The sequence below is a fragment of the candidate division WOR-3 bacterium genome (assembly GCA_039801085.1).
In the GTDB taxonomy this organism is placed as follows: Bacteria; Hydrothermota; Tepidihabitantia; order Tepidihabitantales; family Tepidihabitantaceae; genus JAOABP01.
The window spans coordinates 145,625-169,912 of record JBDRTY010000001.1; the positions used below are offsets into that span (position 1 = coordinate 145,625).

The following is a 24,288-nucleotide window of genomic DNA, read 5'->3' on the forward strand; positions in this document are numbered from 1 at the left end:
CAGGGCTGAAAATATGTTTCACCTTCTCACGATGACAAGCTTCCGAGTTGTAGTTGTAGATGATGTTCTGTCAATGTGCAAGATGTAAATTCCGGGATTTAAAGTGAAAGCCGGAAAGGGGATCGTGCCACTGCTGGTGATTGCCGAGTGAGTAGTCATAACTTTTCTTCCCGCCGGATCATAAATTTCAATACATGCATTTTTCAACAATTGGGAGCCGAGGAGATTGGACAATTCAGGTGAACTGAGGCAGGATGGTAAGATGACTTCAACATGCAATCGTTGAGGACGGGGAAGACTGTCCGGTTTGTCCTGTGCTATGATGGCAGGATATTGAACCTGCTGGTTTGCTACATAGCGCCATAATTCCAGAGTTTTATTTCCTTTCAGCGCAAAGAATGTACCGCCTCCGAAGTGAGTGATATCACCACCGCGGTTGACGCGCTTTTTTTTGCCCGTGGAGCCGAACTGCGGTAGCGTATCAAGTTCAGACCAGCTGCGGGTAAGAGGATCGAATTTCCAGAATTCGCAGGTGTTTCCACCTTTCAGAGCATAGATGTTGCCGTCATAAAAAACGGCACTGCCGCCATCTCGTGATTTTTTATTTTTTCCAGTTTGTCCGCTGGAAACCGGAATTCCGGGGAGTGGAGTGGAGCTCCATTGGTGGGTTGAGAGATCAAATGTCCATAATTCGTGATACTTTGCCTTATGGGCATAAATCGTGGTTCTTTGATCATATACGAGCCAAGATCCTTGTCCCCATCTCGGTTTGACCCCGGCAGGAGCATCGGGCATGCGCTGCCAATCTGGAGCAGTAATATTAAAGCGGTAGAATTCCTGGCTCCCGCCTTTCAGGAGGTAAACATATCCGGTATCGTTTTCGGTCACATACACCAGATCAGTACCCCCCTTTACCTTTTTACCATCCGGTCCTTGAGGGATATCCGGCAGCTGGCGCCAGCTGTTAGCGGGAATTTCGTAACACCAGAATTCAAATGTGCCGTTGCCTTTTGCCATAAAAATTACTTGGTTACTGCCGACCGCTGAAGTCCCCTTTTTAGGAAACCGGCGTGCGGGTCCTTCTGGAATGGGCATCAGCATTGTCCATGAATCACGAATCGGATCGTAGGCATAAAAATCACCGGTTTTGTTTCCTTTGGCAGCATATATCATTCCGTATTCGCCAGCACTGGCAAGCCAGCCTCCATCGCTGACCGGACTGCCGGAGGGCGCGGCAGGCATTGATAGCACTTCCTGCCATCCATTATTCCAGAGCGGAGTAACGATAAAATTGGCGGACCGGCAGTTGTTTGCGGATACTTGATCATACGGGTAATAAGTACTGCAGCGAACAACATATGTGCCGCTGGAGCTCAAAGTGCAGGGTCTAAAAATTACTGATGGTTCTGAATCTCCAGGAGCCATGGTGATATCCTGCCGGTCAATGTAAATACGCGTGCCGGCAGAGGATTCGATTATCAGCCATGCTTGGAAAGTTGCATTCACATTGCCGTAATTTTGCCAGCATGCAGCTGGGGTAATAACAGTGCCTGGCGTATAGCTTCCGCTCGGGACAAGGATTTTTGCCACCCCGACATCCCGGACACGGATAAAAAAGTTTACTGAGCATCGATCGTTTTCTGGATGCTGGTCCTGTGCCAGCCCGGTAGAGCAGGTCACTTGCCAGCTTCCCCGTTGCTGAGCGGTAAAACGAGGAAAGACAATTTCGTAATCAGTGTTGGGCTGATGGAACTGCACAGTTTCGCTGCGGGCGTATTCTGAGCCGATGCGCATAAAAACCGGGTAAGTTTCAATTCGGCTGCCATGATTAAACAGTTTTACCACCGGATAGACTGCCGTACCCGAATCAACCGTTCCTGCCGGGACCAGAATCGAGATACAACTTACATCTCTTGAGACTACTTCACAGGAGCCAATATAAGGAAGGATGTTTTTCCCACTAACCACGATCTGCAGTCTGCCCGGGGATTGCGGGTGGATTGGGAATGTTACCTGTCCCATGCCATCTGTTTGTCCATATGCATAGATTAATGTGTCCATTGATATGCATACCTGGGCGCCGGGGAAAGGAGTCCCGTCCACTTTGACCGTAATGGTAAAATTCTGTTGTGTCATCGGTACAACTGTATCATGGATGACATCAGGTTTCAGCGGTGCATCGATCCAGACATTGAGCTCCGGGTCACCCAAGAGATTCCACTCAAGGTAGCGAATGCTGTCGCCGTAGATTGAATCGACCCAATGGCGGCCTCTCAGAGCAGCGGAGCCGAGACGGTATTCTCCTTCTTCATAAAGGGCGTGGAAGAATCCCCGGTAACAGGCGCTGCGATAACGCGAAAGATGGGTGCCACTCCGGGTAGTGCCGAAGAAGGCAATTGCTCCTCCCAGCGCTGAGGGTGAGCCGGCGCGAACAAACTGATCCCCGTACATGGTTTCCCCGGGAGAAAGGGTAATAGTGGCGCAGGTGGCGCTGACGACGACCGGCATTTTGATGCCATTCTGCCAGCTTGCCGGTGTGACGGCATTGAAAGGTGAGTACCAACTGCCAACACCATTGCCGCGATAGGTAATGAAAATTCTGCCATCACTGCCTGCATAATTAACCTGCCGGCTGGAATCTCCGTACAGGTTACAGAGACTTTCAGCCAGCAGAAAATTTCGTTCCTGCCAGTATGCCCGCAGGATCTGAGCATCTTTTTGATAGTAGGAATCGGGCGGAACGTCTTCGCGGACGACGGTCGTCCCTTTACGGAACCACAGTGTATCAATGCCGGCAGGGGGATTTTCATACGCCAGAACCTTGGCGACGAAAGTGCTGCATTCTCTCGGATTGTGAGCGGGAAATCTGCCTACCGGGATTTCAATTCTGAAGTCACCGGTCATATTACCGTAATAGTTGTCATTGTTGTTAGTGAAACTGGGAATGTATTCAGGAGAACCCAGCAGGAGAATATACTCGGGAGGAATGTCCCAGTAATTCCAGGCATAACGGATATAGGAATGAATCTGACTGGTATCTGTTCCGGTTTCTGAGGTAGTAACTATTTTTGCCAGCATACCTTTGGCAGTTTTCCAACGGGCAAGCGGTTCGGCAAAGGAAGCAAATGCATCGGGAGTGATGATGAGATACCTTGCACCGGTTGCAGCAGTACTTGCCGAGTACAGGATTAAGATAATAAAGAATATGCATTTTTTAGTTCTCACAGCGCCTCCTAAAATTTATTTTAGACGATGTAACACAGATAGAATACATCAAGAACCCGAGTTGTCAAACCGCTGGCAAGAAACTGGGTACTGGGTAAATCAGTTTTACCAGCAGTATTTCAGTTCAATCGAGGATGACAGGGCAGCGAGGTTGTCAATTGCTTCTTGGTGCCACTCCGGGGTAATGTTGAGCATTGTTTCTAGAGTGAGTTCCTGCTGATGAATGCTCAGAATTTTCCAGCTGCCGGTGAGGGTAAATTCGTTGAACCGGTAACCAGACTGAAAAGCCGAGTCCGCTAGCAGATAACGGCGGGTTCCGAAACGGTCATCCAGCGACAACCAGATACGGGTTGAGCGGGGGAGTTCAACTCCGAGTGACAGAGAGATTTCTTGGTAATCCTGACTGCTTATTTGGTTCAATGAACGAAGATTTTCCATCTGGGGCGTTATCCGAAAAGCAAAGGCACTCCCGGGCTGAATTTCAAGTTCCAGTTCCAGCCGGTTGGTAAGCTGGTTCTGATAAACGGCGGTTGTCTCATCAAACCAGAGGAACCGGATGTTTTCCCGCAGGCTTATTCCCAGCAAAGAGCCGAAATTCCGATTGATGAAGAGAGAGGGGTTCAAGTCGGCATAGCTGCGGTTTTTTGCCGGGTAGATGCGCCGACTGAAGGTGTTGTCAAGTTGCAGGGTCCAGTTGTGAAGAAAGTAACTGTTTCCATTTAAATACAGAATATACTCAGTATAGTTATGCCGGGGTTGAGTTTGAGCCCAGAGCCGGTGGAGCTTTGATTCCCAGGTGAGTGTCAGGTAATCGCCGAATTGAATATCAAGGTTAAGCTTTGTCCGGTTAAGATAGTAATTATAAAAGGCACTGTCGGGAGAAAAGTAGCGTTGATGTTCAATTTCATTTCCGCCCGTGAGGGTAAAATCTTTATTAAGTTCGTAGTCAAGATCAAGCTTGAGCAGGGTATTAACATAGGATTTATTCCAGACGGAATCCTGAAACAGGGGTAGATAATTATGATAGTAGGAGAGCTCATTTTCCATCGCACCATTGAAGGTCAGAGAGGAATTCAACGGGATTGAGAAACGAAAATTTAACCAGTCAGTCAAGTCTGTGTTGGAAAACTGCAGAGTATTTTTACTCTGGATTGTGTAATCAATACGTTCGTGATTCAGATATACGGTCCAGAAGGAACGAAGTTCGGTGCTGGGCACAATAGTATCACGGGTGATCGTATCGGCAACAGAGTAGCGCAGATTGGAGTAATACCCGCCCACACCAGCATCACTGCGGATGGTAACCCCCCAAATTAGAAAAATCAGGTTCATCCGGTATCAGGAGGAAATTTCCGGTATCAGGCAGAACATCAGTTTTTACCGGCAGGCGGTTCAGCGAGATTGAGAAGCTCAACGATCCGGTAGAGCATCTGGCGCGCCTGATTGGTCTGCTCGAGGGCAGCATTGAGGTCTCTCTGGCGGTACAACTCCCGGGCGGCATTTTGTTGTTTTATTGCCAAGTTCAACATTTCTTTTATTCTGGCATCCTGCTGCTGGTTAACTCTTTCCTCCCATTGAACAATCAGATGTTCAGTTTCTTCCAGGGCCGAACTGACAAGCGTGCTGTCGGGCGTTTGAGTTACCAGTTGCCAGGCACGCATCGCCAGTTCCCGGGCGGCAAAGGTTAATTTTACGGTCACAAGATACATCCGCGAACGGAAGCGGTTTTTCGCCTGCACCTGCCATTCTCCAGCGCGGGAGAACATTTCCTGTGCCCGGAAATTATGACTGGCAGCAACTGGTCCGCTGATGCGCTGAAGAATTAAATCAGTGCGGTTCAATTCACTCTGAATTTTTTCCCAGGATTGAAACCGCCCCAATTTTCCCATTATTTCATAGATATGGTTCCGGGCTGCCATGGTGAAACGGAGTGCCCAGCGCCAGCGTCGCGTGTGGAGGTAGTTCAGGGCGGCGTTCTGTTCGGTCTGGACTGTTTTCCACAGATCCGCGATTTGCGGGTCGTCAATTCGTGTAATCTGGGGTCGGAGCTGACTCATCAGTTCGTTTGTGCGTTCAATTTCGGCTGCTATCCGTTGAGGATCAACGGTAATCAGTTCCATTGCCTCGCGGGCGCGCTGGCGGGCAGCGAGTGTCCGGCTGTAGGACCACCGGTAGCGTCTCCGGCGATAGCCGTCCCAGGCGGTTTGCTGGATCACAATTGCCTGATTGAGGAGTAACTGAGCTTCAGAATTGTTTGATGGTTCAACTATAGTTCCTGCCTGTCGGATGATGTCGTCAGTGCGCTCCAGTTCCTGCCGAACTTTGTCCGGATGCTGGGCGTAAACGATACCGGCGATTCCCAGCATCAGGATTGGTATAAGCAATGAATAATTTTTCCGCATACGCTTTTAGTATAAGCAATTTTTATGCCAGTCCTGGTTGTTTCATTATAGAGAAGCATGTTCCTCAGCGGTAAGGTGTGTACCGGACGGAATTGAACATATCTGTTCCATACCGGTCACCCCGGGAAATTCTCGTCTATATTATACTTCGCAATTTTCGTATACAGCATCCTGCGTGTTATGCCAAGGATTTTGGCGGCTTTGGATTTATTTCCTCCCGCCTGCCTTAATGCCTCTTCTACGAGTCTTTTTTCCAGTTCCGGAAGGGAACGGGGTCTGTCAGTTTCTGGGTTTTCAGCGGTGATTCTTTCCGGAAACTGGATGTGTTGAGGTTTTATTTCGCCTCCGGCAGCAAGGATTAGCGCCCGTTCCAGAACATTTTCCAGTTCGCGAACATTACCGGGCCAGTCCCATTTGGAAAGCAAATCGATGACATCTTTGCTTAATTCGCGGTGGTAGCCGAGACGATTGAGAATATGATTGCAGAGCAGAGGTATATCCTCCTTGTGGTCACGGAGGGGAGGGATGTGGATTGGGAAGACCGCCAGCCGGTAATAGAGGTCCTCACGGAACTTACCCTGACTGACCAGCTGACTCAGATTGCGGTTGGTGGCGGCGATAATTCGAGCATTCACAGTGACAAGTTGATTACTCCCCAGGGGGATGAAACTCCGATCCTGGAGAAAACGCAGTAATTTTACCTGCATGGAGGATGTCAGTTCTCCAATTTCGTCAAGAAAAAGAGTGCCGCCATCGGCCTGTTCCAAGCGCCCCCGTTTTTTACCCGAGGCTCCGGTAAATGCACCTTTTTCATATCCGAAAAGCTCGGATTCCAGCAGCGTTTCCGGTAATGCGGCAGCGTGAACTGTAATGAATGGATTCTGTGCCCGCAGGCTAGCATTATGGATCAGGCGGGCTACCAGTTCCTTTCCAGTGCCACTTTCGCCGGTGATCAGGACCGTAGTATCGCTGGCAGCGACTTTCTGGATCATAGTGAGCAGTTTCTTTATTGCGGGACTGGAACCGACCAGGTCTGAATACCGGTTAGTGCTTTTAAGTTCCTGTTTTAAGATTCTGTTTTCCAGCCGCGTCCGGTGGGCTTGTTTGATTTTCTCCAGCAGCACGAGGAGATGGTCCACAGATACCGGTTTGGTAACGAAGTCGAAAGCCCCCTGACGCATGGCTTCAACTGCGGTGGCGATGGTGCCGAAGCCGGTAACGATTATGACTTCGGTATCAGGATTGATTTTTTTAGCAGTGCTCATAACCGCCAGTCCATCAACTGGCGTCATTTTCAAGTCGGTAATAACAACTTCATAGGTGTTTTTATTCAGAAGTTCCAGAGCAGTAGCCCCGCTGGTCACTGTATCCACCGCATATCCGGCACTGCGGAGATTGCTTGCGGTTAATTCACAATAAGCAGCTTCGTCATCAACGAGCAGAATTCTCATATACAGGTAATTTTACTTCAACGGTGGTTCCTGTGCCAGTTTTGCCGAAAATCGAGATTTGACCATTATGGAGCTCAACGATTTTCTTGGCGATAAAGAGGCCGAGTCCACTACCTTTCTCTTTAGTAGTGAAGAATGGCTCAAATACCTTTCGGCGGTATTTTGCCGGGACCCCCGGTCCCTGATCAACAATTTTTATCACAATCCATTTATGCCTGCCGGTCTGTTTCGCTTCCCCGGAAATCCGGATCGTGCCTCCCTGGGGCTGGGCTTGAATTGCATTAAGCAGGAGGTTAATAAACACCCGGCGCAATTGTTGGGGTACGCCTTCTATCGGTGGCAGTTCGCTCAGGATGATTTCTGTACTGATTTTGCATTTGTGAATTTCAGGGCTCAGCATACTCACGGTTTCCTGAATTAGTTCTCTGATATTTACCGGTTCAGTTGGTCCCGGTTGGCTGATACCCATGCTTAAATAATTGTTGATAATTTCGTTCAGGCGTACAATCTGTTCCTGGATATATCCGAATGTTTTGTCGTCAGCGAGATTGTAGCGAATTCGGAGATTGTCTGTAGCAGCTAAGATTGTGGCAAGGGGATTCCGGAGGTCGTGGGCAAGCGAGGCGGACATTTCGCCCAGCAGAGCAAAGGTTGCGGTCCGGGCGACATTCTCCTGAAGTTTTAAGGCGTAACGGTTGAGGGTAATGCCAGTGATGACAATGGCAAGCATGGCGAGCAAACTCAGGGCGTTGATAAATAAAAGTGTTCGTTGATAAGTAAAAATTGTGCGGAAGAAACGGGCGTCAGCCTCCACTCCCAGTACTGCCCGCGGTATACCGTTACGATCGTAGACCGGCGCATAGGCGGATTTAAGATAGACAGAGCCGGCGGTATAGAGCCGGGTACTGGCAGGCATGCCGGCAAAGGCTGACTGGATTTCCGGTGCGTCGAGTTCAATCAGGGGAGAATGCTGACCGACAACTTGCGGGTCACGGAGGTTGATAAAGAAGCGCAGGCTTTCATCAATCATGGAGATATTCAGCAGATTACTGGAATTCATTGTTTCAGTTAAAACCGGAATGATTTCACGGCTGTTTTCCCAGCCTTTTAATCTGAGGGCAAGAATTGAGGCGATATTTTCCAGCCGGGTTTCCAGTTCTTCTTCCAGTGCCTTCCGGGTCTGAGTCAATATCAGCCAGCTCTGAACATTGAATACAATCAGTACCAAAACAGCAAAGGTAATTGAGTAAATTGTGAATCGGCGCATATCATCAGAGAGTATAATTCGCAATCAATGCGAATGCAAGGTACATGCCGTGAGAAATTATTCCCCACGCCCCCAGGCCGGACTGGGGGCGTGGGGATGGCTAATTTTTCAATCCTTCTGTCGGTTCAACGGGTGAAGCCGGAAATCAATACTGCGCGTAATTTCGTTGGGTGCAACAGAGACCGGTTCAGGATAGGTTTCGGGTTGATAGTTTGGTTTGAATGCGGACACTTCATAGTTACCAGGGTCCAGCCCCAGGATTCGATAAAAGCCGTGACCATCGGTTCTTGCTGTTTGCTGCCTGTTTTCGCCCCGAGCGATGACGAGAACACCAGCAATCGGATAACCGGTTTCACTGTTAACTACCTGTCCCGCAATTCCGCCTCTCCGAGGTTTGGGGGGCAAAGCAAAGTTGATATTTTCCGTCACTTGATGCTCTTGAACCTCCACGGGCTCATTGTAATTCTCCGGCAGATAATAAGGTGCCGTGGCTGTGACTTGATAGATTCCGGGTCTCAAACCACGGCAGATGTAATATCCGTTTCGGTCGGTTCTTGTGCGTTTTCTGAAACCCTGATTGCTGATTATCACCACCGCGTTGGGAATTGGTTTTCGGGTAATTTCATCAATCACCCGTCCGGAAACAGCTCCGGTGTGGGGTTCGATCGGACGCAGTGCGATGTTGATATCCGAAGTTATCCTTTCCGGCTGAACGACGACCGGACGGGGGTAGTGGCCGGTCACATAGTTGCGGGCGTGGGCAATAACCCGGTATCTCCCGGGTTCCAAGCCGGTTATCTGATAATTGCCCTGCTCATTGGTCTGAGCTCTGCCCGCCGGTGTGCTGTCGGAACAGGCGATCACGACCGCATTGACTACCGGATTGCCGGTAATGAGGTCAGTAACCCGTCCCGAGATTCCGCCTGTCCCGGCAATCAGCAGCCCGGCGCAGCTGATGCTAATCAGCAGTCCAAGTACTTTCTTCATTTTGCTCCTCCTTTTTTCATTTTCACAATCAGAACTTGCAACTTCTGTTCCATTGTTTTAAGTAATTTTGTTTTAATTACTTATCAGTAAGTCTAAATATTGACAGTGAGCATCACCGGACAGTTTTGGATTAAATCGAGCAGTTTAGCTCAGCAGGCGATCGTAAAAATCGACCCTGCCGATGCCGAAGGGAAACCGGGCAAGCCGCTGCCAAGAACCGTCCGGAAATGTCCGGATTAGTGTCAGAGAGTCAATGACACCCAAGGTTTTGCCGATCCGGTTGGCTTCGGTGACTGCAAGGGTGCGCTTATGGTCGTCGGGCACCCGCAAAAGTATTAAAGAGAGTGCCGGTTCAGGTGTGGTTTTTAAAAGCGGCACGGGTTCACTTCCCAGTAGTGTTTGGTGAATCAGGAGCAGCTCGGAAGCACCATTGACAATCGGAGCAATGATAAACTCTCCCGCTTCCTGCCAGTTCTCGGCAGTGATTGCCAGCGGGTGTAATTTTTTCCGCGTCTGACTGATAAACTCGATTACCGTCATTACTTCACCGAGATCGGCAGGAATCCAAGGGTTGGTGAGTCTAATGTGCGGGTCAGGCTGGAGAATAGCGGAGGCGTAGCGTTCGCGCAATTGCAGAAAATCGGATTCCCTTTCCAGTTTCGGAGTTGCAATCACGATAAAATTACCTGAATTCACATTTTAATTATATCTGAATTTCTAACTCTATGCAATACCGGGGGATAGATTCGTCAGTCGATTCGGAGGTTCTTGAGCATATCTTCCTCTATTGATGTAACGAAGAAAATTTTGTCCCGAACCCCGACTTTAACCTCGGACATTGGTTTACAATCTGAGTAGCGGGCGCAGATACGGGCAGCGGTGAGCATGTCTTCTTCGGAGGTGGAATTCAGCAGCAGAACGGTCGGTCCGGGTATATCTACCGGTTCCAGAATTGTATCACCCGGCCGCGACAGGTTATTAATAATGCGGTTTTCCCGTTCATTTCTTCCAACGATGACTTTCCTGCCGGAATCCAGACGGAAATGTCTGCCGATCCGAAGAAGTTTGACTTCTCTTATGGTTTCCTCGCCATGAGCGAGAGCTTCGCGCAGGCGCCGGGCAAAAATTTTGTCGGTGAGCAGACAGCCACCAGCGGGATTGGGATACTCGCGGATACCGAAATTTGCTGCCAGTTCCATTTGTGGTTTACGGGATCGTCCCTGAATTGCCAGCAGTCTTTCCCGGTTGATCAAACCCTGAATTTCCGGCCAGGTCGGTTCCAGCAGCTTGGCAGAAAGGGGACGTAGCAACCTTCCGGTAAGCCCGGATTTTCTTTCGATTAATTCCATTGCCTGCCGGTGCTGAGACATCGGGCGTTCACCAAGTACCTCCCCGGTTACCACAAAATCGGCGCCGATCTGTTCCATGAAGATGCGGGCGAGAGTAAAGGTATAAATCCGGCAGTCAATACAGGGGTTCATTCCCCCACCATATCCGTAGCGCGCATTTTTAATCAATGAGATGTAGTCCTGGCGTAAAGGGATGATTTTCAGCGGGATGCCGAGCTGATGCGCCATTTTCCGCGGGAGAAAACGTTCATCTTTCTTAGGCAGCGGATGAAACGGGGGGAGAAAATGGAGGGCGATTAAGGAGACATTCTGTTCCTGCATTAAGGCGCAGGCGAGGATGGAGTCAAGCCCACCTGAGAACAGCGCGATCGCCTTCGGCATAATCCAACTTTATCCTTAAAACAGCAAAAAGTCAACAGACCTTCTGACTTGACTTTGAAGGCTGGTCGGCTAATTTTAATCAATGAGGAGGAATTTACCGAAACTCGCGGGATCAATCGCTCTCCCTCTGATAATTGGATTTGCCGGTTCGATGTTTACACGTCCATCAGTTGATAGCTGGTTTGCAACCCTGAGAAAGCCGGTTTTCGCTCCGCCGAACTGGCTGTTTGCCCCGGCATGGACATTGCTGTATATTATAATGGGAATCGCTTTTTATCTAATCTGGCAGCAGGGATATTCAGCGAAGCTGCGTTTGGCATTCACAGTTTATGCCCTGCAACTGATTCTGAATCTGCTCTGGTCGCTTTTCTTTTTCGGGTTACGCAGTCCGTTGCTGGGGTTCGCAGATATTATTATTCTCTGGATAGTAGTGCTAATTAATATTATTCTGTTTTACCGCCTAAGGCACGCAGCAGGTCTGCTGCTGATTCCTTATATCTTGTGGTTAAGCTTTGCTTTGGTTCTGAATCTGAGTATCGTGCTATTAAATTAAAATGAAAAGGAGGTAATAGCAATGGAAGACCGACAAACCGAAGGAAAAGGGATACCTTTGTTGGGCGATGAGTTTCCGGAACTGAAGGTCCAGACCACCCATGGTGTGATCGAACTGCCCAAGGCGTATGCCGGTAAGTGGTTTGTGCTTTTCAGCCACCCGGCGGATTTTACCCCGGTATGCACAACGGAATTTGTGGCATTCCAGAAGCGGTATGAAAAATTCCGGGCGCTGAACTGTGAATTGATCGGTCTGAGCGTTGATCAGGTGTTTTCTCATATCAAATGGGAAGAGTGGATTAAGGAGAAACTGGGTATTGAAATTGAGTTTCCGATAATAGCGGACACAGGCAAGGTAGCCAGTCGCCTCGGTCTGATTCATCCCGGTAAGGGAACAAATACGGTGCGGGCAGTTTTTATTGTCGACGACCGGGCAAAGATCCGTATCATTCTTTATTATCCCCAGGAACTGGGGCGAAATATCGACGAAATCCTGCGGGCGGTGGAGGCAATGCAGATTTCGGATCGCTACCGGGTGGCGATGCCGGCAAACTGGCCCAACAACGAACTGATCAGGGATCATGTGATTGTGCCTCCGGCAACGGATGTCAAAACCGCCCGGGAGCGTCTGGTGAAGGCAAAAGCAGGCGAGTTTGAATGTTTCGACTGGTGGCTCTGTCATAAGAAACTCGCACAGTGAAAGCGGGGTTAGTTTGGCGCTAAAGGAGGCGGTATGCTTTCGGATATTCCGAAGAAATTGAAGGAGCTGGATCAAAAAACGCTGGAGCTTGAGATACTGCGGGCAGGAATCATTGCGGAACTGGATGCGATTAATCTTTATGAGCAGATGGCAGCGATGACCGAGAATGCACATATCCGGAAGGTGCTCCTTGATATTGCGCGGGAGGAAAAAACACATTTTGGCGAGTTTGAAGCGCTGCTGATGAAACTTGATCCAGAACAAGTTAAGGAATCGGCTGAAGGTAGAAGGGAGATCGAGGAGCTTGACAGTGATTGAGTTCTGATCAGCGGCATGCCGGGCAGAAAATTCTAAAACCGCTCAGGGAAAACTGGCATTCCTTGCAATAACTGCTATAATAGACAGCTGTGATTGAACCGGAAGAAAAATCGGATTATCAGCAATTGCTTTCGAGGCCGGCGGTACTGATTCCGCTGGTTATTACTCTGCTGCTGGTATTAGCAGGAGCGATTTTCGTTGTCGTGAAAAATGTCGGCAGGGTGCAGGTTGGCCCGGCACCGGTGAGTCTGGCACCAATTCCTTCAGACACAACCATGGCAAGACCCCGGCGTCAGCTCCAGAGAGGAATTGAGCGCCTGGAACGGCGGCTGGCTCAGTATCGTCAGAAGCTTGATTCGCTGACCCCGGCGCAGGATTCGCTTTACCGGCTCTGTGCAGAAGGCCTTGCCCGTCTCTGGAATGAATTCAGCACAGTCGAGGCGGCGGCCGGTTATGAAGAAAGGAAGGAGCGGTTTTCCCGGACTCGGAAACATTATGTCGAATTGCGGGAGCTGGTAACTGATTTTGTCCGGGCGGTTGATTCCACTGTTTCCCGGACTTCACTGGATTCGCTTGACCGGGAGTTTCAACGGCTGATTGAGGAGAAATAAGCTGTGAGGGGCAGCAGGGCGAGGCGTGATGTTGTGTGGGAAGTGGAAGTTACGAAAAACTCCCCGGATCCCGAAGCTCAGGCACTGATCGCCGATGTCAGGGACCTGGGTTTTAAAAAAGTATTCCGTTTAAAAATTACGCGGCTGTGGTTTCTATCCGGAGCACTCAATGAGGATGACATTGGACAGATAACCACGAAACTGCTGTGCGATCCGGTGAACGAGCAGGCGAAAATTACTCTGTTGGCTGATGGCAGACTGAAGACGGTTACCGGTTTTGAGGTGCTGTTCAATCCCGGAGTGATGGACCCGAGCGTCGCAAGTGTGCTGCGCGCCCTGGCAGATATGGGTTATTCCGGTTGCTCTGTCCGCAGCGGTCGGCGGTATGAATTCAATCGGGAGTTCAGTCCGGAAGAACAGGACCGGCTGGTTAAAGGGTTGTTGCTCAATCCGCTGATTCAGCACCTTGCCCAGCCCGGGGAAATCGTGTTTGCCCGCGCCCGCCCCTACCGTTTTCGCCCGTCAGTGATCCGGATTACCGGGCTTGATGATGTTCAGCTTGCGGCAATTTCTCGAGAGCGACTGCTGGCACTGTCGCTTGAGGAAATGCAGATTCTCCAGCGGTTCTACGAGGAACTGGGACGGGAGCCGACTGATGTCGAACTGGAAACCTTCGCTCAGACCTGGTCGGAGCATTGTCAGCACAAAACTTTCCGGGGGGAGATTACCTTTGGTGCGCGCCGGATTAATAATTTACTCAAGTCAACGATTATGCGGGTTACTGAGGAGCTAAATCTGCCCTGGGTGCTTTCGGCATTTCATGATAATTCCGGTGTAATTGAATTTGACGAACAATACGGAATTAGCTTCAAGGTAGAGACCCATAATCACCCTTCGGCGCTTGAGCCCTACGGCGGTGCTGCTACCGGCATTGGTGGGGTAATCCGGGACTGTCTGGGGACCGGGCTGGGTGCCAAGCCGATAATGAATACCGATGTATTCTGTTTTGGTTATCCCGGCACACCGCATGAGGAGTTGCCCCCCGGGGTTCTGCATCCCCGAAGGGTGCTGAAAGGGGTCGTCACCGGTGTGCGTGATTATGGTAACCGGATGGGAATTCCTACTGCCAATGGTGCGGTTTATTTTGATGAAGGTTTTCTGACCAATCCGCTGGTATTCTGCGGTACCGTGGGGTTGATTCCCCGGGACTGCCTGAGAAAAGAGGTTCGAGCCGGACAGGCGATTGTCCTGTTAGGCGGCAGAACGGGGAGGGACGGAATTCATGGAGTAACTTTTGCCTCACTGGAACTGGATCAGGAGTCGGCAGCGTTTTCCTCCGGAGCGGTTCAGATCGGTAATCCGATTGAGGAGAAGAAACTGCGTGATCTTGTGCTCTGTGCCCGGGATCGGAGGCTGTTCAGTGCCATTACTGATTGTGGTGGGGGTGGGCTTTCCAGTGCCGTGGGCGAGCTGGCTCAGGAACATGGATGTGAGGTCTGGCTGGAACGAGTACCGCTGAAGTATTCCGGTTTGACGCCGGCGGAAATCTGGGTATCTGAGGCTCAGGAGCGGATGGTGGTGTTCGTGGAACCCGGGCAGGTTGATGAACTGCTGAAGCTGGCAAAAGAGCATGATGTTGAGGCGACGGTGATCGGCAGAGTGACAGATTCCGGGCAGTTGCGGGTAAAATACAGAGGGTCGCTGGTCGCTGATTTGCCGATGGATTTTCTCCATCATGGGTGGCGCAGCGTTAAACGGACCGCGGTCTGGAATCGCCCTGATGTTTCCGAGCCGTATGTTCCGGAGTATCAGAATTTGAACGAAATAACCCTGAAGCTGTTAGCCAGCCCCAATATTGCGAGCAAGGAATGGATTACGCGTCAGTATGATCATGAGGTGCAGGCGGGGACGGTTGTTAAACCATTCTGTGGGAGATACGGTACCGGACCGAGCGATGCAGCGGTCATCATGCCCGTCCGGAATTCCGCTCGCGCCTGTGTAATTGCCTGCGGTATCTGTCCCCGCTACGGGATGATCGATCCTTACTGGATGGCGGCATCGGCAATTGACGAGGCATTGCGGAACTGCATTGCTACCGGTGGTGATATTGAGCGGACCGCAATTCTGGATAACTTCTGCTGGGGAAGTCCGGAGCGCCCGGAACAGCTCGGAGCGCTGGTGCGGGCAGCAGAAGCCTGTTACGATATTGCCCGCGGTTTCCGGGTGCCGTTTATTTCCGGCAAGGATTCGCTTTATAACGAATTCCGCACCGCTGCCGGCGAGACGGTGCCGATTCCGGGGACACTGCTGATATCAGCGGTGAGTGTGATTCCCGACGGGACGCAGACGGTGACCGCTGATTTCAAGCGTGCCGGTTCCCTGATTTATCTTCTGGGCGATACACTGCCGGAGCTCGGGGGCAGTGAGTATTTGCGTCTGCATGGCGGATTAGGTCGTGATGTTCCCAAGGTTGAACCGCGAAAGGCACGCCGGCTGATGAAACAGCTCGGGCGGGCGATCAGAGCCGGACTGGTGCTTGCCTGTCATGACCTTTCTGAGGGAGGGCTGGGAGTGGCGGTGCTGGAAATGGCATTTGCCGGCGGACTGGGGGCAAGACTGGATCTGCGCCGGGTTCCGGGTGCTCAACAGTTTGAGCGTGATGACTTCCTGCTGTTCAGCGAGTCCAACAGCCGGTTTCTTTGTGAGGTGCCGCTCGAAGCCCGTCACCATTTTGAACGGCTGATGCAGGGGTTGCCGGTGAGAGCGATCGGGCAGACCACGAGCGAGTTGCAGGTAGTGATCCGGGGGTTGCAGGCAACGGAAGTTCTCCGTCTGGCAGTTGCCGATGCCGAAAGGGTCTGGCGTCAGGCGCTGACCGCCCGGCTGTGAGTTTATTCCTGGTCTTCGGTAATATAAGGGTCGATAGGTGACTTGGTCATCAGTCGCATCAATTCATCATTAAAGCGCTGGGCGGGATAATATCCGAATACCTTCAGGATGTGGTTTTTGGCAATCACTTCGTGCACCAGTGCAAGGTTCTTGCCCGGAACTACGGGAATGGTGACCAGGGGAATTTTTACGCCGAGAATTTCGGAAAACTGCTCCTCAATTCCCGCCCGTTCACATTCAACACCGGTCTTCCAGTGTACAAGCCGGACTTCAACCTCAATCCTTTTCTGGACCCGGATGGCGCGGACACCATAGAGACTGTAGACATCAACGATGCCGACCCCCCGGACTTCAATATGATGAGCCAGCGCCGGTGATTTGGCAGCGGAGTAGCCCATCAGGATGCCGTTCCCGCGTCGGAGGACGCGCACCAGGTCATCGGCAATCAGCCGGTGTCCCCGGTCCACCAGGTCAAGGGCACATTCACTCTTGCCGATTCCTGATTCACCGGTGATCAACAGCCCGACACCAAAGACATCCACCAGATCGCCGTGGATATAGGTCTCGGGAGCAAGCCGGTAGTCGAGAAATGAGGTCAGGAGGTGAATAAATGGTGTTGTGTCCAGTGGGGTGCGCAGGACCGGAACCGCCAGCCGGTCGGCTTCGCTGAGCCAGATCGGATTTAAATCCAGCCCCTTGGTAACAATTACTGCGGCAGGATTAAGCTCCAGCAGGGTCCGGACCGACTTCGTGTATTCAGCCGGGGTCAGGGTATTAAGAAATGACAGTTCGGTACTGCCGACGATCTGAATCCGTTCCGAGAGGAATACACCGGTGAAACGGGCAAGTGCCAGCCCCGGACGGTTGATGTCCGAGGTTACAATATAATGACTTTCCAGTCCACTGGCGCCGCCGAGCAGTTCCAGGCGCCATTCTTCCTTTTTTTCCCGGAACAGTGTCCCGACGGTTATCGTTTTCGGGGGAGGAAGGCCGGATTCTTCAGCGTTCATATCTGCTGCCATTATCCGCCTGTTTTTTCCCGGCCGGCACGACGGCGCCGGGTGCGGATTTTTTCCAGATGCCGCTCCAGCTGCACTGTGAGCTTGTCGGTCAGATCGTTGACTGCCTCATAGAGGTCCTTGCCTTGGCCCCTGGCGGTCACGATAAAATGACCGGAATGAAATTTTCCCTCGGCAATTTCAAATGCCCGGTCCCGGAAGAGGATAATTTCCCCTTCCAGTACCTGATGGTCATAGCGGGCAATTTTACTCATTTTTTTCTCAATATAATTCCGGAGATAGGGGGTGACTTCCAGATGACGGGCGGTAATGGTGATCTGCATTTAACCTCCTTTTCACCACAAAAATCTTACCGGAATAATGTCTTAAGTCAAGCAGTCACTTGCGGTAAGATTTGAATTATAACTCTTTTCTTCCTTCCAGAGCCCGGCCGAGTGTTTCCCGGTCTGCCAGTTCCAGTTCACTGCCCACCGGCAGACCCCGGGCGATTCTGGTTACCCGGATGCCAAACGGTTTGAGCTGCCGGGCAAGGTAGATTGCCGACGCTTCACCTTCGACGGTCGGGTTGGTGGCGAGGATTACCTCGCTAATCTTCCCGTTTTCAATCCGGGCAAGCAGTTCCCGGATGTGGAGATTTTCCGGTCCGATCCGGTCCAGTGGTGCCAGTGCACCACCGAGGACATGGTAGATGCCGTGAAACTGCCCGGTCTGTTCCAGTGCCAGCACATCTGCCGGTTCCTCAACTACGCAGACCAGGGAGTGGTCCCGTTTCGGATCAGAGCAGATGGTGCAGATTTCCTTTTCCGTCAGATTGAAGCACACCGGGCAGAGGTGAATTTTCTCCAGTGCCTGGTTCAGTGCGGTGGAGAGTTGCCGGGCAAGTTCCGGGTTTTTCAGCAGGTGGAAGGCAAGCCGCTGAGCCGACTTTTTTCCGATGCCCGGCAGACTGCTCAAGGCGGCAAGCAGTGATTCAAACACGCTGTTCATGGTTCCTCTTCCGCATCACCGAACAGCTCCCGGACCTTGCGGTTAACCCAGTCCGGCGGTAACTGTTCGTGGATCAGAGTGGTCTCGATAACTGCCGGGCTGCCGGTCAGGGTGCTCAGAGTGGTTTCAATCAGTGCCCGGCTGCTCTTCAGCAGATGAATATTACCGCGATGTTCAAGATACAGTCCGATGGTCAGTTTTCTGCCATCCCAGTTCAGCGGTTTGGCAAACTGAAGAATCGGAAACAGTCCCGGGCGTTGCTGGGCGATACTTTCGAGCATGGCGGTCCAGAGCTGATCCAGTGGTTTGTTCCCCACCGGCGGAGCTGAGGGCGGAGGGTCTCCGGCTGATTCGGGTTGAGGTGGGGGTTTTTCTACCGGCGGCGCCAGGTCAGCAGAGCGGTTTGACTTTACTTTTTTTCCCGCGGGCGGGTCAGAGGTTGATGAGGTAGGTGCCGGGTTGCCGGCAGAACCGAGCTCCAGCAGCTTCAACGAAACGATCTCCAAAAGGATTTTCGGGAGGAGCGATTCCCGAGCCTGTTTTTCGGACATGCTCAGGGTATTGATGATGTTGACAATGCGGGCGAGGTCAAATTTTTCTGCCTGCTGCTGGAGCCGGTTGATCTCCTCGGGCAGAAACCCTTCAGCGAGGGTTCCCCCCAATTTCAGCAGGAGCAGGTTGCGGAAATGATTTACCGTTCCGGTGAAAAATTCCACCAGGTCATAGCCGGCGGTGAACAGCTGTTCGGTGAAGTCAAGCATCGCCTTGGGGTCGCGGGTGCTGAGCAGGTCAGCGTACTGATAGAACAGATCTGCAGGCACAAGCCCCAGCAGTTCTTCGACATGAACGAGTTCGATCCCTTCCGGACTATAAGTGGCAAGCATGTCCAGAAGCCCTTCAGCATCACGGATCGCACCATCTGCCCTTCGGGCGACTGCTGCCAGCGCCGGTTCGCTGATTTTAATCTGCTCCTGCTCTGCCAGCCATTTCAACCGGTCGATGATTTCGTTGACGGTCGCCTTGCGGAAGTCAAAGCGCTGGCACCGGGAAAGGATGGTGGTCGGTACTTCATGCGGGGCGGTGGTGGCGAAGATGAATTTCGCATGGGCGGGTGGTTCCTCAAGTGTCTTGAGCAGGGCATTGAACGCCTCCTTGGTCAGCATGTGAACTTCGTCAATGATATACACTTTATAACGAAAGCTGGCCGGGGCATATTTTATATTCTCGCGCAACTCACGGACCTGGTCGATTCCCCGATTGGAAGCACCGTCAATTTCCAGGACATCCATACTCCGCGATTCCGCTATTTCCACGCAGGCGGAGCACTGATTGCAGGGGGTCACAGTCGGTTGACGGTAGGAAAGGCAGTTCAGGCTCTTGGCGAGGATGCGGGCGGTTGTGGTCTTGCCGACACCGCGCGGACCGGCAAACAGATAGGCGTTGGCGAGCCGGTTATTTTCGATTGCCCGGATCAGGGTATTTTTAACATGGTCCTGAATCAGTAATTCGGCAAAGGTCCTGGGCCGGTATTTGAGAGTCAGAACCTGCCGGCTGGACATGATTTATCAGAATCCGGTCGTGCCGGAACCTTCGCGCAGCTGGTGAGAGGGCGGGAAAACCTCGGGCTCCAGCCAGGTGTCCCGGTGACTGACCGCCGGTCCGTTTACCGTTGCTACCTTCCGGTCCTGGCGGGGTTCACGGTGGCGACCATCACCGGACCCGGCTTTCAACGCCCGGGGACATTTCCAGCTGGACTCGCACCAGACCGAACTCATGGTTCCTCTCTGCCCCGCATCGGCGGATTTCGGGTCACAGGGGACCGCCAGCCCCCCGCATAGCACGACCGGAAATAACCCTTTGTCCCCAAACCCGGCAATGGGCATCAGCGCATCATCTGTGCAGGTTCAACGAAGAGTCTCTTGGTGTCAATCGTATCGCTGACAATCCCCAGCCGGAGCAGACGGGCAGCCAGTGTCTGAACCGCTGGCCGGTTGATCTCGACCAGCCGCTGATACTGAGGCAGACGGCAGAAACCGCAGACATTCTGGCAGTAAGGGAAGTAGCGTCCCAGAGTCTGCTTGCCTTCTTCAGGCCGGGCATCGATCCGGTCAACCGCCATATCCAGTGCAATCTTCAGCCGGGTGCGCTGTGCCCGGGTGGTCTTTTTCAGAAATTCCGGACTGAAGCCAATCGCAAATGCCGGGAACGGGTTGTTGAGATAGCGGGTGGCAATTGCGCTCAGTGTGTCGACCGTATTCAGATTGAGCGGACAGACCGCAGGCTCCACGAGCCAGGCGGCATCCAGCTGTCCGGCGGTGAGCATCGCCGAAAGTGCGGTCAGGGATGCTTCAGTGAGTTTCACATCCGCCGGCTTGAGTCCAATTTCTCCGAGAAGGGCGGCGACATAGTCTCGCAGGATCGGCGGGTAACCGAGCCGTTTGCCCTTGAGATCGGTGAGCTTGTTGATTTTGCTCTTTTTTACTTTGGCAAGCGCATCCACCGGCAGAGCGGGCCGGAATTCCACCGCCATGAACACCAGCAGGGTTTCGCCCTTGGTGCTCATATGCCTCAGAATTGTACTCCAAGGGAACACCCCGACATCGGTTTTGCCGGCAAAGAGCTCGGTCAGTGCCTGCTCGGGGTCAGAGTAGAATACCAGCTCAGGCAGAATCCGGTTTTTGACAAACAGGGTGTCGTCGCTTGCGACGAGAAATGGTAGTGCTGCTACCGAGCTGTCGCAGGCAAACCGCAGGGGCATCGGCCGGTTTTCCTGAATCTGCGGATAGAGGATGATGCCGACCAGTACTGCTGCCAGGATGATGATAATGACGGTCAGAATTCGGGTCATTGTTCCTCCCCTTCTTATTGTTTTAATTTCTTATACCGCTCATAGGCGGCGGCTGCCTTGTCCTTCTCGCCCGTCTCGCGGTAACAGTGCACAAGGTTGAGCCAGGCTTCGGCGTTGTCCGGATTGATTTTCGTGGTCATCATCAGGTCCTCGATTGCCTGTTTCAGAAACTCCCGTCCCGCATCCTTCTTCCCGGATTCAATCAGCGACAGCCCGATGCCGGTCCGGCTCACCCCGAGCAGCAGATAGATGTTTTCCAGCTGAACCGGATTCTCGTTGCTCAGGAATACCCCTTCCGGAGTGACGGCGGAGAGGTCCTGCTGTCCTTTGAGGTGCGGGAAGTAGAGATAAACAAAGCCACCCCCATAGTAACCGAGAGTGGCAAGTGCGCTGTCAATCTGACGGGCAAGCGGTCCGGTGATTTCGAGATAGCCCCTGGGGACGACATCAGTGGTGACAAGAGACACAAGCTGCTGCTGCAGCGTGCCTGGTAATTTTGCTACCGGCACGACGGTGTTTTCGATCACCCGGGCGAAAGAAATCATCGCCAGGCTGTCTTTCTTCGCCTGGTACTGGGCGATCCCGAGATTAAAAAGGGCGGAATAGTCATAAGGGTCATTGGCAAGTGCCTGCTGGAATAACTGTTCCGCCTGGGTGCGGTATTTGTTGGAGGTGTCGCCCCGGGTTTCGGCTGAAGCACGCAGCAGGGCAGAGCCGAGCCGGGTGGAGGTGACATTCAGATTGTTGGCGGCGTAGAAAAGGCGCGAGGTTACCTGGGCAATCTGCTGGAGCTGTTTTTCCTGATTCAGCTCCTTCTCAATATAGCGCCGGAGCTCCTCCGGTCCGGCATAGCGCTGTTTGTCAACCAGATTCCGGGCGATTTTCCGGACCTGGGCGGTGTCGCTCAATTTCAGGAGATTCACCAGCTCCGCATAGGCGCTGTCATAACGCGCCTGATAAATCCGCAGTGCCTGATGATAATAATAACTGGTGGAGTCCCAGCGGCTGCGTCTTGTCTCCCTGGGCAGCAGGCTGTCCGGAACCTGCAGGTAATACAGCCCGATCAGCGAATAGGCTTCGGCACTGCCGGTGTTCAGAGACAGCATCTCGCGGGCGGTCTTCAGCATCTCGTCGAATTTACCGAGTGCGCTGTAGGCATTGGCAATCAGCGCATAGGTCTGGGACTTTGCCGGTTCAATCAGCAGGGCGGCACGGGCAAAGCTGATCGCCTTTTCGTATTCCCCGGCGTTCAGATTGTCCCGGCTGGCAGCAATGAGTGCGGTCCAGCTCCAGTGGGTCTGCTGTTCATCCTTGCGAATGTCCTCGACAATCGAGCTGTCGTTACTGATTGCGGCGAGAAAATGTCCGGCAGCCGGAATCAGCTGATTCAGCTGAGCATCGCAGAGTCCGAGCCAGAGGTGAATCTGAGCGAGGGTCTTGCTGTCTGCAGTACTGCCATACTGATCCAGTGCCTTCTGAAACTGCTCCCGTGCCCGTTCATATCTGCCGCCCTGATAGTGGATCCTGCCGCCGCGCAGCAGCGCATCCAGGGGCACATTCTGGGCGCCGGCGATGACAAACAGGGCGCAGACAGTTAGAACCATCCGCCGAAGATTAAGCATTTTTTATCCTCCTGAGATTGTTAATCAAACAAACTATAATAGCGATTTTCTTTCCGGTGTCAATCAGGATAAGGCCGGGTTTAGTCTTCTGGAGCGAATGAGAATTGAAGGTTGAGATTTAATAAATTGAGATGGCATGCAGTCTCAAATTTCTTCTTTCGTAGAACGATCACCGGAGTATAGCAATATACCAGTGTTTTTAATTTTAGAGAATAGAGAATTCGTCAACGGTTATTTTTTTATGGCAACAGGCGGAAGCATGGGAAATTCTCTGTTTGCAGGTAGTCCTTTCGGGATTGTACCATGAAGTAATACGTAGCGGACAATATCTCTAATAGCACCAGTATTTTGGAAAATAGTCTCATAAATTTTAAACCTTTTTTTCCAAGTGTTTACATGAGTTTTAACTTCCTTTTGTAAAATTTCATAAGCATTTCTGCTCATCTCAATTGAATCTTGGATTCGGCTTCTAAAATCATCCGATTGCATGAACTCAAGTAAGGACTTGCCTTTGGTTTCTAATTCCGATTTTGATAATTTCAGTGAATACATCTGTATAAGTATTTCTCGAAGAAATGTTGCCACATCAAGCACTCCAAAAGGATGTACAATGATTATATCACCTTCCAGCCAGAATCCTTGTCGATTTTCTTTGAAGGCCCAAGTGACAATTACACCATAGTCAGCTGTGGCTCTAATTTTATCACGCCTGATTTGCTCAACAAATTTATTATGGAATTTATGAGTTTTCTTGCATTCATAGATAATTTTACCTATTGGTTTGCCTTCTGATTTAATGGTCTGTATTATGTCTCCCTTTTTGCCTGTAGTTTTTATTTCATCTTTCGGGAATGCATGTTTGAGTTGATGGGCAAGTTCCTTTTCAAAGTCAAATCCTTCGACTTGAGGGGTTGTCCCTTTCTTTAGCATTTCTTCATATTGCCTTGCGCGTTCGATTGCTTCATCTCGTGCTTTACGATATTTCTCGAGCAATTTCTCCATTCGTTGGGTTTGAGCTTTCTGTTTCTCAATACCAGCCTTTAGAGCTTCCCGTCGAACTCTTTTTAATTCCATCTGTTTTTCTCGCTCTAATTTTTCCAGTGCAACTTGTTTTTCCCTTTCAAGCTTTTCTTTTAATTTAAGTTTTGATAGTTCGTAAGTCTGTTTAATTTTATCAAGCTGATTTCGAAGTTTTTCAGCTTTAGCTTTTTCTTTCTGGGCTCCTATTTTTATTCCTTCTTTTCTGACTTGGTCGACCGCTTTTTCATATTTCGCTTTTAGTTTTTCCTGCTGTAACCTGAATTTCTTTTCAAATTCCGCCTTAAGATTTTTTTCTTTTGCTTTTAAATTCGAGTATATTTTTCTTATTTTCTTTCGCTCTGCTTGCAACTTCTGCGCAGTCTGAAGTTTCAGTTCTTTCTCTTTTTGTCGAATTTTTCTGTATTCAATGATCAACTTGTTCTTTTGTTCTTTTGCTTGTTTTAATTTTTCTTCTAATTCCTTTTTATAACGTTGCTGCGCTTCATAGACACCAACCACTTTTAACCATTTTTTGTATGGAAGCATAGTACCGCACAGCGGGCATGGTTCGGTTTTTTCTGCCAGCGTGTTATTTCCGCGTATTTTGATTTCTTTTAAGTTTTCCATATGGGGAAGCGCCAAATTCAAATAGTAGGATCA

20 protein-coding genes and 1 other RNA gene are annotated in these 24,288 nt (G+C 51.1%); 5 read left to right on the forward strand and 16 right to left on the reverse strand.

Going from position 1 to position 24,288, the window contains the following annotated elements:
* Window positions 1-18: 18 nt before the first annotated feature.
* From ABIK48_00680 to ABIK48_00715, 8 genes are all read right to left on the reverse strand, one after another.
* Entirely contained in the window at window positions 19-3,225 is a 3,207-nt protein-coding gene (locus tag ABIK48_00680; GenBank protein MEO0020677.1) for a C25 family cysteine peptidase, read from the reverse strand.
* A gap of 105 nt (window positions 3,226-3,330) precedes the next feature.
* Entirely contained in the window at window positions 3,331-4,557 is a 1,227-nt protein-coding gene (locus ABIK48_00685; GenBank protein ID MEO0020678.1) for a hypothetical protein, read from the reverse strand.
* A 38-nt stretch (window positions 4,558-4,595) separates the two neighbouring features.
* Window positions 4,596-5,609 (reverse strand): hypothetical protein, encoded by a 1,014-nt coding sequence (locus ABIK48_00690; protein MEO0020679.1) that lies wholly within the window; start codon window positions 5,607-5,609, stop codon window positions 4,596-4,598.
* A 134-nt stretch (window positions 5,610-5,743) separates the two neighbouring features.
* A complete protein-coding gene (locus ABIK48_00695; protein ID MEO0020680.1) occupies window positions 5,744-7,078 on the reverse strand; it encodes a sigma-54 dependent transcriptional regulator in 1,335 nt (444 codons plus the stop codon).
* A complete protein-coding gene (locus ABIK48_00700; GenBank protein ID MEO0020681.1) occupies window positions 7,059-8,345 on the reverse strand; it encodes a HAMP domain-containing sensor histidine kinase in 1,287 nt (428 codons plus the stop codon). The genes ABIK48_00695 and ABIK48_00700 overlap by 20 nt, the downstream gene beginning before the upstream one ends.
* 108 nt (window positions 8,346-8,453) lie before the next feature.
* The gene (locus ABIK48_00705) at window positions 8,454-9,332 is read right to left on the reverse strand and encodes a carboxypeptidase-like regulatory domain-containing protein (protein ID MEO0020682.1); all 879 of its coding nucleotides are present in this window, start codon (window positions 9,330-9,332) and stop codon (window positions 8,454-8,456) included.
* Window positions 9,333-9,476: 144 nt separating this feature from the next.
* Window positions 9,477-10,028 carry a hypothetical protein gene (locus ABIK48_00710; GenBank protein MEO0020683.1) on the reverse strand — a complete coding sequence of 184 codons (552 nt, stop codon included), beginning with the start codon at window positions 10,026-10,028 and terminating at the stop codon, window positions 9,477-9,479.
* 53 nt (window positions 10,029-10,081) lie between these two features.
* Window positions 10,082-11,062 carry an asparagine synthase-related protein gene (locus ABIK48_00715; GenBank protein MEO0020684.1) on the reverse strand — a complete coding sequence of 327 codons (981 nt, stop codon included), beginning with the start codon at window positions 11,060-11,062 and terminating at the stop codon, window positions 10,082-10,084.
* An 82-nt stretch (window positions 11,063-11,144) separates the two neighbouring features.
* On the opposite strand from ABIK48_00715, the gene ABIK48_00720 reads away from it, so the two are divergent.
* The 5 genes from ABIK48_00720 (at window position 11,145) to purL (ending at window position 16,132) form a co-directional block, all read left to right on the forward strand.
* Window positions 11,145-11,615, forward strand: coding sequence for a TspO/MBR family protein (locus ABIK48_00720; GenBank protein ID MEO0020685.1), 471 nt, complete (start codon window positions 11,145-11,147; stop codon window positions 11,613-11,615).
* 21 nt (window positions 11,616-11,636) lie between these two features.
* Window positions 11,637-12,314, forward strand: a complete 678-nt coding sequence (locus tag ABIK48_00725; protein ID MEO0020686.1) for a peroxiredoxin — start codon at window positions 11,637-11,639, stop codon at window positions 12,312-12,314.
* A gap of 33 nt (window positions 12,315-12,347) precedes the next feature.
* Window positions 12,348-12,632 carry a ferritin family protein gene (locus ABIK48_00730; GenBank protein MEO0020687.1) on the forward strand — a complete coding sequence of 95 codons (285 nt, stop codon included), beginning with the start codon at window positions 12,348-12,350 and terminating at the stop codon, window positions 12,630-12,632.
* 89 nt (window positions 12,633-12,721) lie between these two features.
* Window positions 12,722-13,243, forward strand: coding sequence for a hypothetical protein (locus tag ABIK48_00735; protein ID MEO0020688.1), 522 nt, complete (start codon window positions 12,722-12,724; stop codon window positions 13,241-13,243).
* 3 nt (window positions 13,244-13,246) lie between these two features.
* A complete protein-coding gene (purL, locus tag ABIK48_00740) occupies window positions 13,247-16,132 on the forward strand; it encodes a phosphoribosylformylglycinamidine synthase subunit PurL (GenBank protein ID MEO0020689.1) in 2,886 nt (961 codons plus the stop codon).
* A 2-nt stretch (window positions 16,133-16,134) separates the two neighbouring features.
* Here the strand turns inward: purL and hprK are convergent, their stop codons facing one another.
* The 8 genes from hprK to ABIK48_00780 all read right to left on the reverse strand — a co-directional run bounded on the left by hprK (window position 16,135) and on the right by ABIK48_00780 (window position 24,276).
* Window positions 16,135-17,142 carry an HPr(Ser) kinase/phosphatase gene (gene hprK / locus ABIK48_00745; protein ID MEO0020690.1) on the reverse strand — a complete coding sequence of 336 codons (1,008 nt, stop codon included), beginning with the start codon at window positions 17,140-17,142 and terminating at the stop codon, window positions 16,135-16,137.
* Between the two features lie 11 nt (window positions 17,143-17,153).
* A complete protein-coding gene (gene raiA, locus ABIK48_00750; protein ID MEO0020691.1) occupies window positions 17,154-17,474 on the reverse strand; it encodes a ribosome-associated translation inhibitor RaiA in 321 nt (106 codons plus the stop codon).
* 76 nt (window positions 17,475-17,550) lie between these two features.
* Window positions 17,551-18,138 carry a recombination mediator RecR gene (gene recR / locus ABIK48_00755; GenBank protein MEO0020692.1) on the reverse strand — a complete coding sequence of 196 codons (588 nt, stop codon included), beginning with the start codon at window positions 18,136-18,138 and terminating at the stop codon, window positions 17,551-17,553.
* Window positions 18,135-19,697 (reverse strand): DNA polymerase III subunit gamma/tau, encoded by a 1,563-nt coding sequence (dnaX, locus tag ABIK48_00760; protein MEO0020693.1) that lies wholly within the window; start codon window positions 19,695-19,697, stop codon window positions 18,135-18,137. The genes recR and dnaX overlap by 4 nt, the downstream gene beginning before the upstream one ends.
* A 17-nt stretch (window positions 19,698-19,714) precedes the next feature.
* Window positions 19,715-19,981: signal recognition particle sRNA large type (gene ffs / locus ABIK48_00765), an RNA gene on the reverse strand.
* Between the two features lie 39 nt (window positions 19,982-20,020).
* Window positions 20,021-20,986, reverse strand: a complete 966-nt coding sequence (locus ABIK48_00770; GenBank protein ID MEO0020694.1) for an ABC transporter substrate-binding protein — start codon at window positions 20,984-20,986, stop codon at window positions 20,021-20,023.
* Between the two features lie 14 nt (window positions 20,987-21,000).
* Complete coding sequence (locus ABIK48_00775) at window positions 21,001-22,608, reverse strand: tetratricopeptide repeat protein (protein MEO0020695.1); 1,608 nt, start codon at window positions 22,606-22,608, stop codon at window positions 21,001-21,003.
* Window positions 22,609-22,839: 231 nt separating this feature from the next.
* Window positions 22,840-24,276 (reverse strand): DUF2130 domain-containing protein, encoded by a 1,437-nt coding sequence (locus ABIK48_00780; protein MEO0020696.1) that lies wholly within the window; start codon window positions 24,274-24,276, stop codon window positions 22,840-22,842.
* Window positions 24,277-24,288 lie beyond the last annotated feature (12 nt).